Origin of the sequence: Pyxidicoccus sp. MSG2 (assembly GCF_026626705.1) — a bacterium.
GTDB lineage: Bacteria > Myxococcota > Myxococcia > Myxococcales > Myxococcaceae > Myxococcus.
The window spans coordinates 6,345,329-6,359,279 of record NZ_JAPNKC010000001.1 but is presented as its reverse complement, the minus strand read 5'-3'; the positions used below and the strand labels follow the sequence as shown (position 1 = coordinate 6,359,279).

Sequence of the window (13,951 nt, the reverse complement as noted above, 5' to 3'; positions counted from 1 at the left end):
GCCTTCATGGAGCACCGCGCCATGTAAGGCATTGCACATCCCACCGCGGCGCGACTTGCTATCGCACCACGATTACGCCTGTGCATTCCTTTGCAACCGGGGCACGCGGTCCGTCGGACGGGGTCCCGGGGCCAGGGCCAGCGGTGGGACGTAGAGGCCCAGCCGCTCGCGCTTCCACCACGTGCCGGTGCGGCGCCGCTCCTCCAGGTCCGCCATCTTGTAGTCGTAGAGCACCGCGCGGACCATGCGCGGCGGCGTGTCCGGGAAGGGATTGGCCTCGAGCAGCTTCAGCACCTCGGGCGAGCCCTCCAGCAGCCGGCCCATCAATGCGAGGAACCAACCCGACGGCGCGCCGAGCGCCGCGAACCACATCTGCCAGTCCAGCCGTGGCTGATGGGGCGCCACCCACCGGGGCGGACGCTCCAGGTCGCTGACCTTGTAACGGAAGGGATATTCCTTCCAGTGCGCCCCGTCGTCGGAGCCCTCGATGAGGATTTCCGGCCGCTCCACCGTCATCACGCTGAACAGGCCATACGGATTCACGGAGCGCAGCGGACGTGCCTGGGACTCCAGCCACCCCAGCGCGCCCAGGACGCGCTCCGAGCGGCGCGGCCACCAGTCGAAGCGGCGGAGCACCTCGGACGCGCCGAGCGCCACCACCGGCGCGGCCACCACCGCGGACAACGCCGTGCGCCACCAGCGGCGGGGCCGGGCGGGCGCGTCGGCCTCGAGCGGCAGCACGCGCTTCAGTGCCGCGTCGTCCAGCAGCCACAGTCCCAGCGCCAGGGCCTGGACGTTGAAGAAGCCGTAGTTGCCCGTGGCCGCGATGGTGCCCTGCAGCCCGGCGAAGACCCAGAAGGCGAGCTGCCGCACCTTCCGGGGCGCGAAGGTGAGGAACGGCAGCCCCGTCTCCAGACCGAGCGTGGCCGCCGTGGTGGCGCGGTGGAACCATTGCGGCAGGTGGTGCGCGTACCAGCCGCCGCGCGTGGGCAGCGGCGCCGTCTCGTAATAGTGGTCCATCGCCGTCAGCTCGCGCCACGTCCGGTCTCCCGACTGGAGCTTGCTGACGCCGGAGCCGAAGTAGAGGCGGAACACGAGCATCCGGAAGAGGAACACGTCCAGCGCGGAGGGCGCGTCGCGGCCCAGGCCCGGCCTCAGGCCACCGGGCGCGGTGAGCGCGGAGAGCAGGCCCATCTCCAGCAGCAGCACGTCCCACTGGAAGGAGAGGAACTCGCGGCCCACGGCCACGTAGGAGAGGTACAGCGCCCACAGCAGCATCGCGCTGCGCCTCGGCGCGAGGTTGAAGGTGAGTGCCAGCGACAACAACTGTCCCGCGCGGCACCCACGCACCAGCGCCTCATCGGACGCGTCCAGCCAGAACACGGAAGGCGTCAGCCGCCACCGCTGCCAGCCGGGTTCTCCTTTCAGGTGCGCGTCCAATCGCTCGCGCACCGGGCGGATGCCGCGCGCGCCGTAGAGCCCGAGCACCTGCCGCCCCAGCGACGTGAAAGCGATGAAGAACGTGCCGCCCATCAGCCGGAGGAAGGCCCAGCGCACCAGCCGGTACTCATGCGGCACCACCGTGCGGCCGAAGAGCCAGGAGTCCACCTTCGCGGCCGTGCGCCGGTTGCGGGAGATGACGGCGTAGACGCCGCGCGCCGCGTGCAGCACGCCGGGCAGCAGCCCCAGCCTCGCCACCGCGCGCGTTCCCCTCCGGGGCGACCAGGCGAGCATCCGGAAGACCGCCTCGGCGCCCTGCGACACGCGGCCGGACGGCTCCACCAACTGCATGGCCCGCCGCAGGTTCGCCTTGGGGATGCCGAGCGGCCAGCGGAGCCACCAGTGGCCCGGCTCGAAGCGCACGCGCCCCCGCGTGCTCAATTGCCACCGCGCCACCCAGCGGCGGCAGAAGCCACAGTCCCCATCGAAGAGTACGAGCGGCCGTGAGGCCGTCCCACGCGGGAGTCGCTCCACCATGAGGAAAGGTGGTGTGCACGATGGGGCGATGGCTGCCCCTCCCCTCCCGGACTGGCCGCCCCCGGAGCAGGAGGCCCGACGAGCCCGCGGCCCCACCGTCCGTTGGTCCAGGTGACACACGACAGGGGTGCCTACGTTTCTCGGCATGAGCGAGCCCAAGGGGAAGGCAAAGCGACTGGTCGAGGTGGTCCCCGGAGTCCATCACTGGACCCTCTCCGACGAGCGCATCGGCGGCGCGCGCAGTGACGCGTACGCGGTGGTGGATGAAGACGGCGCCGTCGTCCTCATCGACCCGCTGCCCATCGACGAGGAGCCGCTGCGCCGGCTGGGCAAGGTGACCGCCATCGTCCTGACGGCGGGCAACCATCAGCGCTCGGCGTGGCGCTTCCGCAAGGCCTTCGGCGCTCCGGTGTGGGCGCCGGAGGGCGCGCAGGGACTGGAGGAGGCACCGGACTTCTTCTACGTGGCGGGCGAAACGCTGCCGGCGGGCATCGTCTCCTTCCACACGCCGGGGCCCACGGAGGCCATGTACACGCTGTGGATTCAGCAGCACCCGCGCAGCGTGGCCTTCATCTCGGACCTGCTGTCGCACGCGGGCCGGGGCACGCCGGAGTTCGTTCCCGGCGAGTACCAGGACGACCCCGTCCGCACGCGGCACAGCGTGCGGCGCATCCTCGACCACCTGCCGGTGCAGACAGTGTGCTTCGCGCACGGCGCACCCATCGTCGGTGAGGGCGCCGCCGCGCTGCGCCGCGCGCTGGAGGAGGACTCGGAGTCCCCCACCGCGCCGGCGCCCTGAGTCAGAGCGCGCCCTCGCGCACCAGCACGTGCCCCGCGTCCTGGCCGGGCGGGACGAGGTGCAGCACCTCGCCCGCCTCCGCGCGGTCCAGCAGTCCGCTCAGGGTGGGCAGGTCTGTGACGGACACCCGCCGCGTGGGAGACAGGGACGACTTCCGCTCCATGGCCTCCGCCACGCGCGCGCCGTCGGACACGTCCGTCTCGTAGACGAAGGTGCGCTCGCCGTACTCATGGCCTCCGGGCACGCGGCCCACGAGGCGCAGCGGGCCGAGCCGCGCGTGGGCGCGGACGCTCGGGTTGTCCCACTGGGTCACTCCGCGCAGCCGCTTCGCGCGCAGCATGCTCAGCGTGAGCACCTTCACCCACGGCGCGGCGCCGGTGCCGGGCAGGAAGCTCAGCAGCGACACGCCGATGAACAGGCCCGGCGTCACCGAGGGCGCCGCGTAGTACGCCGCGCCGATGGTCGGGTCCTCGTCGGCCAGTCCCAGCCGCTCCCGCACCTCGGGCTTCACCATCCGCGCCGGGCACCGCAGCAGGCCGATGGCTCCCGGCAGCAGGTACAAATCCGACAGCACCCAGCGCGGCACGCCAATGCCACCGAAGGCGAGTTGGTTCAGCGCGAGGTACTGCGTCGCCAGGTCCAGGTTCCGCTCGGCGGGCAGGTACCGCACGGGCACGCCGAGGGGTGACAGGTCCATCGAGTCCGCGTGCTCGCCCGAGCCCAGGGCCATCATCGACACGCCCGGGTGCTGGGAGAAGAACGCCTCCGCCTGCCTCGTCAGTGCGCTCGCGTCACGCATCGGGTTCCTCGCCCTTTGTCAGTACCGCCAGTGGGCATGACGCCTGCGCCTGCCCCACCCGTTCGCCCGAATCACGCATCGGCTTCGATGTCTCGCGCCACTGCCGCCAGCCGGTACTCATCCGGAATGCGCACCGCCGACGCGTCCACCTCCGCGCGAGACACGAGGCAGCGCGACGAGCCACCGCCCTTCTCACACAATTCGCGCATGGTGAGCGGCACCACGCGCATGCCCAGCAGGGCCAGCCGCGCGCGCACCGCGTCCTGCACCACCGAGGGCGCGAGCAGGTCCCTCCCCACCGGCAGCCCGTTGGTGGCGTAGTGCTTGATTTCGTCCTCCGTCACCACGAGCAGCCGCTGCGCACCGAACCGCTCACGCAGGCGCGCGTACGAGTCCGGGGCGATGACGTCCGGGCACACCATCAGCCGGTCCACGGCGGACAGCGGGAGCACGGCCATGTTGCCGTGGAAGGCGGGCTCGCGGACCTGCACGCGCAGCACCTCGCCGGGGAAGTGCGACGCCGCGGCCTCCAGCCCGTCCAGCGTGGTGCGCCCGCCCCAGAACAGCAGCGTGACGCCGTCGAACGTGGCCACGTCGCCGTGTGCTTCCCAGATGCCCACGCCCGGGTCCACCACCTCCATGCCCATGCGGCGGGCCAGCGGGGCCCAGTGCTCACGCTCGGCCTGCCGGTGCGCGCTCATCATCCGCGGCAGCAGGAACAACGGCGGAGCACCGTCGCGCGGCACCACCTGCCCGCACTCCGCGGCGTAGGGCATGCCGGTGAGCACTTCGGAAGGCGACGGCAGCGCCACCACCGTGCCGCCGCGCGCTTCGATTTCTCGCGCGAGGGCCAGCCACTCGAGCCGGGCCTGGCGCGCGTCCACCTGCGGAGCCTCGCGGCTGCGGAAGTTGTTGCGCCCGCGCAGGGCCCACGCGCGCCCCGGGGGCGACATGAGGAAGAGGTCCATGGTGCTTTCGCTTCTACTCCCGCCGCCTCGCGCACCGCCACCCGCGCGCATTCCCCGAAGCGGCCTTCCGAACGAGCCCTCCACGCAGGGCGCCTGCCCGGGCGCACCGGCCTGTAAAGGCTTCCGCCGGAAAAGGCTCGCGGACGCCCACCGTTCTCCCTCGTGTCGAAGCGGCCCGAGGCGACAACACGGGGCGCACGCACGGGCCGACACCCCACGCGCCCCCACAACACGGAGAGCACCCGCATGAGCACCGACAAGAAGGTGAAGAAGGTGAAGGAGCTGTTCGTGCAGGACCTGGCCCGCATCCACGGAGGCGCGGGCCAACCGCAGAAGGACAAGGCGCCGAAGTGCCCGGAGTTCACCACCCTCGCCTGCGGCGAGGAGCCCGATGGCTGCTCCGGTTGCTGAGCGCTGAGTCCTCCACTCCGGCGGGAGCCTCGCATCGGCTCCCGCCGGGCCATCTGCATCCGGCCCCCTTCAGGACGCGACAGTTCCCAGGAATCCGTCCCACTCCGAGCGGCGGACTTGCATGCGGAATGAACCTTCCTTCCGCTCCACTCCACTGAGCGGCGGACGCACGGAATGAGTCTTCCCCCGCTCCACATTCCGAGCAGAGGACGCGCGGAATGAACCTTCCTTCCGCTTCCGTCTTTGCGGGCGCAGGACGCGCGGAATGAACCTTCCTTCCACTCCACCCCTCCAGGCGGCGGACGCGCGGAATGAGCCTTCCTTCCGCCCCACTCCTCCGAGCGACGCGCTCGCGGAATGAACCTTCCTTCCACTCCACCCCTCCAGGCGGCGGACGCGCGGAATGAGCCTTCCTTCCGCCCCACTCCTCCGGGCGGCGGGCTCGCGGAATGAGCCTTCCTTCCGCTCCACCCCTCAAGGCGGCGGACGCGCGGAATGAACCTTCCTTCCGCCCCACTCCTCCAGGCGGCGGACGCGCGGAATGAGCCTTCCTTCCGCCCCACTCCTCCGGGCGGCGGGCTCGCTGAATGAGCCTTCCTTCCGCTCCACCCCTCCGGCCGGCGCGCTCGCGGAATGAGCCTTCCTTCCGCTCCACCCCTCCGGCCGGCGCGCTCGCGGAATGAACCTTCCTTCCACTCCACCCTTCCGAGCGGCGCGCTCGCGGAATGAACCTTCCTTCCACTCCACCCCTCCGGGCGGCGGGCTCGCTGAATGAGCCTTCCTTCCGCTCCACCCCTCCGGCCGGCGCGCTCGCGGAATGAACCTTCCTTCCACTCCACCCTTCCGAGCGACGCGCTCGCGGAATGAACCTTCCTTCCACTCCACCCTTCCGAGCGACGCGCTCGCGGAATGAACCTTCCTTCCACTCCACCCTTCCGAGCGACGCGCTCGCGGAATGAACCTTCCTTCCGCTCCACCCCTCCGGCCGGCGCGCTCGCGGAATGAACCTTCCTTCCGCCTTCCGCCTTCCGCCTTCCGCCTTCCGCCTTCCGCCTTCCGCCTTCCGCCTTCCGCCTTCCGCCTTCCGCCGGGCGGGTGACCCTGTCACCCGATTCCGTGCAAGCCACACCCACGCCTGAATCCGCCCGGCAAAGTGCACGCTGGCGCACCCTCGGCGCATCTTCTTCGTAGTCACCCGGGCGTGGCCGGGACAGGCTCCCACCCCACGTGGACGAGACGAGCCTCCCCGACCCCGAAGCCCTTCGCCCCCTCTTGAAGGCCGCCCTGGAGCTGCCCGCGCTGCAACCGCACGCGGCACGCCTGGAGCGGCTCGTGGACGACTACGCGCGCGGCGTCGCCCGCAAGGACGCACCGCTCGTCGTGGCGCTCGTCGGGGCCACCGGCGCCGGCAAGTCCACCCTCCTCAACGCGCTGGCCGGACAGGCCCTGTCGCGCGAAGGAGTGGACCGGCCCACCAGCACCGCCGCCACCGTGTTCGCACCGGAAGGCGCAGCCGCGGACGCACTGGCCCAGACAGGCGCGCGCGTGGTGCGCTATTCGCCCGGGCCGCAGGGCCTCTGGGGCGGCCAGGTGTTCATCGACACGCCGGACCTCAACAGCGTGGCCACCACCCACCGCGACGTCGCACGCGCCGCGCTCGAGCGCGCGGACGTCGCACTCGTCGTCATGCATCGTGGCAGCGTGGCCGAAGCGTCACAGGTGGAGTTCCTCGCGGAGTTCGCCCACCGCCGCGCGCTCGTCTTCATCCTCAACTTCGCGGACGAGCTGTCCCCCGAGTCGCGAGAGTCCCTCAAGGCCCAGGTCCGCCGAGTGGCCTCCGAGCAGTACGGCCTGCCGCAGCAGGACGTGCCCATCTTCGCCATCAGCGCGCTCGCCGCGAAGGACGGCCGCGACGTGTCCGGAGAATTCGGAGCCCTCCTCTTCCACCTGCGCGGGCTCGCCACCCAGGCCGTGGCCGCGCGCGTGCGGCGCACCAACGCCATGGGCGCCCTGGAAGAGGTACACACGCGCGTGGAGGCCGCGCTGAAGGAGACGGACGCGCTGCTCGCACGCACCCGCGACGCGCTGGGCTCTGGCCTGGAGAAGGCCTCAGAGGGCCTGCGCGCGGACTTCGACGCGCGGCTGCGGCTCGCCCACGGACACCTCGCGGCGGAGGTGCGGCGTCAGGCGGGAGGCCGTTTCTGGGGACCCGCGGCCTGGGGGCTGCGGCTGTCACTGTGGGGAGCGAGCGGGCTGGGCGCGGCGGCCCTCGTGGGACGGGCCAGCCTGCCCGCGGGCCTGGCCGTCGCGGCCGCCTCCACCGCGCTGGACGCGGTGCGCGGACGCACGCGCGCCCGTGCCGCGGAGACGGCGGTGGTGGAGCCCTTCGAGGACGACTTCGGCGTGGAGTCCGCCGCGCGCACGGCGCTGGCGGAGGCGCGCAGCGTGGTGCGGGCCGGAGGCCTGGAGCCGGCGCTGCTGGGCGTGCCGGACGTGGACGCCCTGCTGGACGCCGTGCGCGCGGCACGCGCCGGAGCGTGGCGCTACACGGCGACCACCGGCGTGGGCGAGGCGGTGGCAGGCTGGTGGCGCACCGCGCGCTGGCTGGTGCTGCCCCTCATCAACCTGCCGCTGCTCGGCCTGCTGGGACACGTGGGCTACCGCGTGGTGCGGGCCTACGTGGAAGGCCCCCTGCTGCCGTTGGATTACTTCATCAACGCGGGGGCCTTCTTCGCGCTGCTCTCTGGAGCAGGCGCGCTGCTGGCGTCAGCGAGTCTCGCTGGGGCCGCTCGCCGTGCGGGTGCGGCGGGCCGCGCCCGCTTCGTCGAGGCCCTGGCCGCCCTGGGCGGGAGGCTGATTGAGGCCGTCGATGATGGACTGCGCCCCGGGCGGGAGGCCGCGAAGCGCCTGCTGGCGCTCAGGTGACATCGAGTCCACGGCCTGGCCCGGCGCGTGCGTGCCCTCGTTGTGGGCCATGAGCGTCTGCTGGCCCGCGTCCTTGCAGATGGGCGCGGAGACGCGCGTGTCGCGCACCGGGTCGCCAAAGCCCGCGAGGCGCGCCGGGACGGACGGGTTGTTCCAGCCCTTGCCCACCTCGCGCGCCACCTTGAAGTGCAGGTGCGCACCGCAGGCCCAGCCGGTGGAACCGGAGAAGCCGATGAGCTGGCCCTCGCGCACGCGCTCTCCAGGCTTCACCACCACCGCGCTGAAGTGGAGGTACTGCGTCTCCAGGCCATCCCCGTGGGAGATGACGACGTAGTTCGCCTGCGGCGCGAACTTCTCGTCGCAGCCACCCGTGGAGCTGTCACCACGCGCCAGCCGCACCACCCCGTCGCGCGCGGCGACGATGGGGGTGCCGTCCGGCATGCGGAAGTCCCAGGCGTAGGTGTCGTTGTGCTGGTGGCTACCGGTGTCGTGACCCTGGCTCACCGTGTAGATGCGACCACAGGCGAAGGGGACGCCGACCTCGGGCATGTCGCCCTGCAGGGAAGCAGTCGAGGGGGGAACCGCGGGGGCCGAAGCCAGGAGAGAACCAAGGAGGAGGGCGGAAAGGTTCATATCGGGGCGGGCTGGAAACGGAGGCAAGTGCCCCCGATATTTCCTGGTGCATTTTCCCAGAAGCCCGCGTGCTTCGCGACCGGGGGGCCTATGCTCCGTTCTCCTCCATGGAGGGCTGCGCGCATGGCTTCCGAGGGAAAATCACAGCGGTGGGGTTGGAGCCTCTGTCTGCTCGTCTGCCTGGCAGCCTGCCGTGGCGGGCCGGAAACGCGGGGGACTTCCGCGCCGGAAGGGACGTCAGCCGCACCGAACGCCACCCTGGCCGTGGTGGGGGTGACGGTGCTCCCGATGACCACCGGTACTGACGCGCTGCGAGAGCAGACGGTGCTCATGGACGGCGAGCGCATCGTCGCGGTGGGCCCCTCGGCCCACACGCCGGTGCCGGAAGGCGCGACGCGGGTGGACGGGCGCGGGCGCTGGCTCATGCCCGGGCTGGTGGACATGCACCTGCACCTCCAGCCGGGCACCGGGCAGGCGCAAGACGCGGCGGGCCGGCAACTGCGGCTGCTGCTCGCCAATGGCATCACCACCGCGCGGGCGCTGGGAGCCGCGCCGACGGGACTGGAGCTGCGGGCCCGGGTGACGAAGGGCGAGGTGCTCGGGCCCCGGCTGCTGGTGGCCGGCCCGTCCTTCCATGGCAAGTCCGTGCAGGGACCGGAGCAGGCCCGGCAGCGCGTGCGCGAGCAGAAGGCCGCCGGCTTCGATTTGCTCAAGACGCACGGCGGGCTGGGGCGCGAGACGTACGACGCGATGATGGCCGAGGCGAAGGCCCAGGGGCTGCCCGTGAGCGGCCATGTGACGCAGGACGTGGGGCTCGCGCACGCGCTGGAGTCGGGACAGCAGGTGGAGCACCTCGACGGCTGGCTGTCCGCGCTGCTCCCGCCGGGCGACAAGGCCGTCGTGGACCAGCTCGACTTCACCGACGCGGTGGAGCGGATGGACGCGGCGCGCATCCCCGCGCTGGCGGAGGCGACGCGCAAGGCGGGCGTGTGGAGCTCGCCCACGATGGAGCTCTTCGAGCTGCTCTCCAACGCGGACCAGGTGGACACGCTGCGCGCGAGGCCGGAGCTGCGCTACGTACCCTCCGCCGCGGTGGAGGCGTGGACGAAGGACCTGTCGGACCCGGAGCTGGCGGGCGCTCCCGCCGCGCGGAGGCAGCGCTTCGTGGAGCTGCGGCGGCAGGTGGTGCGCGGGCTGCACGCGGCGGGAGCGGGGCTGCTGGTGGGCTCGGACTCGCCGCAGTTCTTCATGGTGACGGGCTTCGCGGTGCACCGGGAGATGGAGGCCCTGGCCGCGGCGGGCCTGCCGACGCGCACGGTGCTGGAGGCCGCCACGCGCAACGCGGCGGAGTACCTGGGCGAGTCCGCCGAATGGGGCACGGTGGCGGTCGGCCAGCGCGCGGACCTGCTGCTGCTGGACGCGGACCCACGTGAGGACGTGCGCCACACTCGAGCGCCGCACGGCGTGGTGCTGCGCGGCCGGTGGCTGCCGCGCGCGGAGCTGGACGCGATGCTGGCAGAGGTGGAGGCGGCGGTGAAGGTGCCGGCGCCGTAGCCCCCGCGCCGCTCACTCCCGCTCGCGCTGGACGAGCCACGTGGAGATGGCGCGCTCGCACTCTTCATGGCGGTCGAGGAAGGCGAAGTGCCCGCTGTCCACCTCCACGTACGTCGCGCGCCGGCCCAGGCGCTCGGCGTAGGCGCGCATGGAGCGGGTGGGCATCATGGAGTCATGCCGCCCCTGCACCATCAACGTGGGCACGGACGGCGCGGGAGCCCGCGAGTCGGCACCGGACACCAGCACCAGGCCGCGCAGCTCGAGGCGCGGATGGGAGACACGGCCCGCGAGGATGCTGGCGCCCACGCCTCCATTCGAGAGCCCGCCCAGGTAGACGCGGCGGACGCCCCGGCCCGCGAGCCACTCGAGCGTCGCCTTCAACGTGCGCTCGCCCCGGGGGGACCACCAGTCCCCGGCGGGCCCCACCGACGGGCAGACGGTGAGCGCGGAGATGGCCTGGACGGACCGCGCCATCTCCCAGCAGTACACCGCGAAGTTGCCAGCGAAGCCGTGGAGGAAGACGACGGCCGTGCGCGGCGTGGCGTCACCCTTCGGAGGAATGACCAGCGTGTCGAAGGACTCCGGCGACTGGAGGCCCAGGTACGTGGCGATGGCGGGCGTGGCGAGCTCGCCCTCGGCGGCGTCCATCCGGTCGAACGCCGACTCCAGCGCGGGGATGAAGTCGCGCGCGTCCGAGCGCGGCAGGCGGCCGGAGCGCACCAGCACGTGCCCCGCGAACAGCGTCCCATCCCGCTCGGCGACGAGCCGGTTCACCCACCGGTGGCCGGCGTCCGGCAGCCGCAGGGTCTCCACCTGCGTGCCCCCCGCGAAGACCAGCCGCCCCAGCGCCACGAGCACCATGAGCCCGAGCCCCGCCCGCGCCAGCCCCCGCCGCCCGGGTGGAGCGAGCAGTCCGACGGACACGAGCGCGAAGCCCACGGCGTAGCCCCAGCCCGAAGGCGAGGCGCCGATGAAGGCCGCGGCGGCCATCAGCAACACGGCCACCGGCGCGACGACGAGCCCCGGAAGGAAAGCGAGCCCGCCCCCGCGCCGCGGCGCCGCGGCGTGCGTCACGGAAAGGGAGGAAGAAGAAGCCATGGCGCCGAGCATGCCGGCCCGCGCGGGCCGGGCGGCGCCTCCATGGCTGAACAGTCGGAAACCCCCGGTGAGCGGCCGCCGTCAGGGGAGGACCGCCCCACTCCATCCGGCGCGCCTAGAAGGTCTCCGTCTCCTTCAGCTTCAGCTCGCCGCGGAGCTTCGACAGGTTCGCCTCCAGCTCGGCGACGTGCTCCTCACGGATGGGCTGGCGGGACTTCGTGCCACCCTGGCGGATGAAGGTGCCCGGGTTCTCCTCGTACAGCCCCATGCGGAAGTCGAATTTGTGGTTGTGCTGCTTCATGTACTCGAAGCTGCACTTCCGCAGGAGGTCCGCCATGCGCTCCTCCGGCACGGAGACCTTGAGGAAGGCGGCGATGCGCCGCACCTGCCCCTCCAGGTCCGCGCTCAGGTCCTCGTAGCGGATCCACAGCACGTTGGCGTCGTTCCGGTGGGGCATCCACGAGCGCATGTAGCCGAACCAGCTTCCGAAGAAGCCGCGCCCGCTCACCATGCCCTTCATGAAGCGGTCGAACGGCGAGCGGAATCGGCGCAGCATCTCGTAGTGGTGGTAGCAGGAGACGAAGGTGTCCCGAGCGTCGCGGGTGACGAAGATGATGCGCGAGTCCTTCGACGGCCGCAGCTCCTTGTACGGCAGGTGGGTCTTGAACATGCGCGGCGACGGCATCTTCTCCATGTAGCCGAAGTTCTCGTGGCGGATGAGCTCCTCGAGGTACGGCGACTTCTGGAGGATGTGGTCGAACTCCGCGTCACCGCTGGAGAGCAATTGCACCAGGATCATCTGCATCCAGGTGGTGCCTGACTTCGGGAAGGTCGCGATGAAGATGTCGTCGGGCCGGGGGCGGAACCCCGTATGGAAGCGGATCATCTCACGCAGCTTGCGGCTCGTGTTGAGGACGAAGCCGGAGATGACCACCACCACGGACAGACACATCAGGAAGGGTTTTGTCAGCCACCGCATGAGCAGGGTCTCAGTCCTGTAATCACGGAAGAAGGGGGGGAAGCCGGAGCGTACACCCAACCGGCGCGGCCCTGGCTCCCTCGCCTGCATCGCACTTAGTGACTGGTCACTCGTTAAGTTCGGAGTTATCCTCTCCGTGAAATGGCTTCGAAGAACTCCGCGCCGGAGATGCCGCGTCCACCTCGCCGCACACAGCAGGAGCGCCGCGAGACGACGCGGCGCAAGCTGCTGGACGCCACCATCTCCGCGCTGGTGGAGCTGGGGCATGCGCGGCTGACGACGGTGGAGGTGGCGAAGCGGGCGGGCCTGTCGCAGGGGGCGCTCTTCACGCACTTCGACACCAAGGAGGAGCTGCTCGCCGCGGCGGTGGAGCACCTCTTCCCGCGCATCATCCAGGACTACCTGGCGGGCGTGGGGGCGCGGCCGGCGGGAAGAGACCGCGTCGCGTCGGCGGTAGACATGTTGTGGGCCGCGTACCAGCGGCCGGAGCTGCAGGCGGCGGTGGAGCTGTACGTGGCGGCGCGCACGGACCCGGAGCTGCGCTCGGCGCTGGAGGCGGTGGACGGGCCGCACCGGGAGAACCTGCACCGCGTGGCGCGCGAGCTGTTCCCCGAGGTGGCCGCCACACAGCCGGAGTTCGACGACGTGGTGGAGCTGGCGCTGGACGCGGTGCAGGGCGCCGTCGTCGGCGGCAGCGCGCGCCCGAATGACCCGGCGCACCGCCGCATGCTGGACACCCTGACGCGCTTCCTGCGCGCCGCGTTCTCACCCACCCCGGAGCGGCCTCGCCGCCGCTCCCGTCCATAGGAGGCCCGTCATGGACGCGGCTCACATCCCCGATGTGCTCACCCCCGTCATCCCCGTCTTCGTCCTCACGGTCATCGCCGAGGCGTTCTGGGTGAAGAAGCTGAAGGACGCGGGCCGCCCCGTGGTGGGCCACACCTGGAAGGACACCATTGCCAGCCTCACCATGGGCCTGGGCTACTCGGCCCTGTCGCTGGGGTGGAAGTTCGTCGCCTTCGCCGGCTACCTCGCGCTCTACGAGTGGACGCCCTTGCGCATGGGCTCGGGCGTGGTGGCCTGGGTGCTGCTCTTCTTCGCGGAGGACCTCTGCTACTACTGGTACCACCGCATCCACCACGAGAGCCGCTTCTTCTGGGCGTCGCACGTGGTGCACCACTCCAGCGAGCACTACAACCTCTCCACTGCGCTGCGGCAGCCGTGGCTGGTCCCCACGAGCTGGCCGTTCTGGGCACCACTCGCGCTGCTGGGCTTCCACCCGGCGATGATCTTCATCCAGCAGGGGCTCAACCTGCTCTACCAGTACTGGATTCACACCGAGGCCATCGTGAAGCTGCCGCGTCCGTTCGAGTGGCTCTTCAACACGCCCTCGCACCACCGCGTGCACCACGGCTCCAACCCGCGCTACCTCGACAAGAACTACGCGGGCATCCTGATGCTGTGGGACAGGCTCTTCGGCACCTTCGAGCCGGAGACGGAGAAGCCGGTGTACGGGCTGACGAAGAACCTCGAGACATACAACCCGCTGCGCATCGCCACCCACGAGGTGGCGGCCATCATCCGCGACGCGAAGAAGCCCGGCCCGCTGAGCCAGCGGCTGGGCTACATCTTCCGCAACCCCGCCTGGAAGCCGGCGGCGTCCGTGCCGCCACCGGAGGCCGCCCGCCCGTCACCGGAGGCCGCCCCCCCGTCAGCGTAGGCCGTCGCGCTGGGGGCGTTGCCCCCCATGCCACCATGAGGTGTTGAGCACTGGCCTTCCGGGGGTGCCCTCGAGTCTCGCTGCCCCC

11 protein-coding genes and 1 pseudogene are annotated in these 13,951 nt (G+C 71.5%); 6 read left to right on the top strand and 6 right to left on the bottom strand.

Annotation, left to right across the window (positions count from 1 at the left end):
• Positions 1-72 precede the first annotated feature (72 nt).
• Positions 73-1,977 (bottom strand): lipase maturation factor family protein, encoded by a 1,905-nt coding sequence (locus OV427_RS24945; protein ID WP_267858666.1) that lies wholly within the window; start codon positions 1,975-1,977, stop codon positions 73-75.
• Between the two features lie 145 nt (positions 1,978-2,122).
• On the opposite strand from OV427_RS24945, the gene OV427_RS24940 reads away from it, so the two are divergent.
• The gene (locus tag OV427_RS24940; RefSeq protein ID WP_267858665.1) at positions 2,123-2,776 is read left to right on the top strand and encodes an MBL fold metallo-hydrolase; all 654 of its coding nucleotides are present in this window, start codon (positions 2,123-2,125) and stop codon (positions 2,774-2,776) included.
• Between the two features lies 1 nt (position 2,777).
• On the opposite strand, the gene OV427_RS24935 is transcribed toward OV427_RS24940, so the two are convergent.
• Together OV427_RS24935 and OV427_RS24930 are read right to left on the bottom strand one after the other, a co-directional pair.
• A complete protein-coding gene (locus OV427_RS24935; RefSeq protein ID WP_267858664.1) occupies positions 2,778-3,575 on the bottom strand; it encodes a hypothetical protein in 798 nt (265 codons plus the stop codon).
• Positions 3,576-3,646: 71 nt separating this feature from the next.
• On the bottom strand, positions 3,647-4,543 hold the full coding sequence (locus tag OV427_RS24930; protein ID WP_267858663.1) for a dimethylarginine dimethylaminohydrolase family protein: 897 nt from the start codon (positions 4,541-4,543) through the stop codon (positions 3,647-3,649).
• 246 nt (positions 4,544-4,789) lie between these two features.
• On the opposite strand from OV427_RS24930, the gene OV427_RS24925 reads away from it, so the two are divergent.
• Both OV427_RS24925 and OV427_RS24920 read left to right on the top strand, forming a co-directional pair.
• Positions 4,790-4,954 (top strand): hypothetical protein, encoded by a 165-nt coding sequence (locus tag OV427_RS24925; RefSeq protein WP_267858662.1) that lies wholly within the window; start codon positions 4,790-4,792, stop codon positions 4,952-4,954.
• A 1,227-nt stretch (positions 4,955-6,181) separates the two neighbouring features.
• Positions 6,182-7,879 (top strand): GTPase, encoded by a 1,698-nt coding sequence (locus OV427_RS24920; RefSeq protein WP_267858661.1) that lies wholly within the window; start codon positions 6,182-6,184, stop codon positions 7,877-7,879.
• 183 nt (positions 7,880-8,062) lie between these two features.
• Here OV427_RS24920 and OV427_RS24915 read toward each other — a convergent pair.
• Positions 8,063-8,428: pseudogene (locus OV427_RS24915) on the bottom strand (M23 family metallopeptidase); the annotation flags it as partial.
• Between the two features lie 372 nt (positions 8,429-8,800).
• Here OV427_RS24915 and OV427_RS24910 point away from each other — a divergent pair.
• On the top strand, positions 8,801-10,066 hold the full coding sequence (locus OV427_RS24910; RefSeq protein WP_267858660.1) for an amidohydrolase family protein: 1,266 nt from the start codon (positions 8,801-8,803) through the stop codon (positions 10,064-10,066).
• 12 nt (positions 10,067-10,078) lie between these two features.
• Here OV427_RS24910 and OV427_RS24905 read toward each other — a convergent pair whose 3' ends face one another.
• Together OV427_RS24905 and OV427_RS24900 are read right to left on the bottom strand one after the other, a co-directional pair.
• A complete protein-coding gene (locus OV427_RS24905; RefSeq protein ID WP_267858659.1) occupies positions 10,079-11,164 on the bottom strand; it encodes an alpha/beta hydrolase in 1,086 nt (361 codons plus the stop codon).
• Positions 11,165-11,279: 115 nt separating this feature from the next.
• On the bottom strand, positions 11,280-12,143 hold the full coding sequence (locus tag OV427_RS24900) for a sulfotransferase domain-containing protein (RefSeq protein ID WP_267858658.1): 864 nt from the start codon (positions 12,141-12,143) through the stop codon (positions 11,280-11,282).
• Positions 12,144-12,284: 141 nt separating this feature from the next.
• Between OV427_RS24900 and OV427_RS24895 the strand changes: the two genes are divergently transcribed.
• Positions 12,285-12,950, top strand: coding sequence for a TetR/AcrR family transcriptional regulator (locus OV427_RS24895; RefSeq protein WP_267858657.1), 666 nt, complete (start codon positions 12,285-12,287; stop codon positions 12,948-12,950).
• A 10-nt stretch (positions 12,951-12,960) separates the two neighbouring features.
• The gene (locus tag OV427_RS24890) at positions 12,961-13,863 is read left to right on the top strand and encodes a sterol desaturase family protein (protein ID WP_267858656.1); all 903 of its coding nucleotides are present in this window, start codon (positions 12,961-12,963) and stop codon (positions 13,861-13,863) included.
• Positions 13,864-13,951 lie beyond the last annotated feature (88 nt).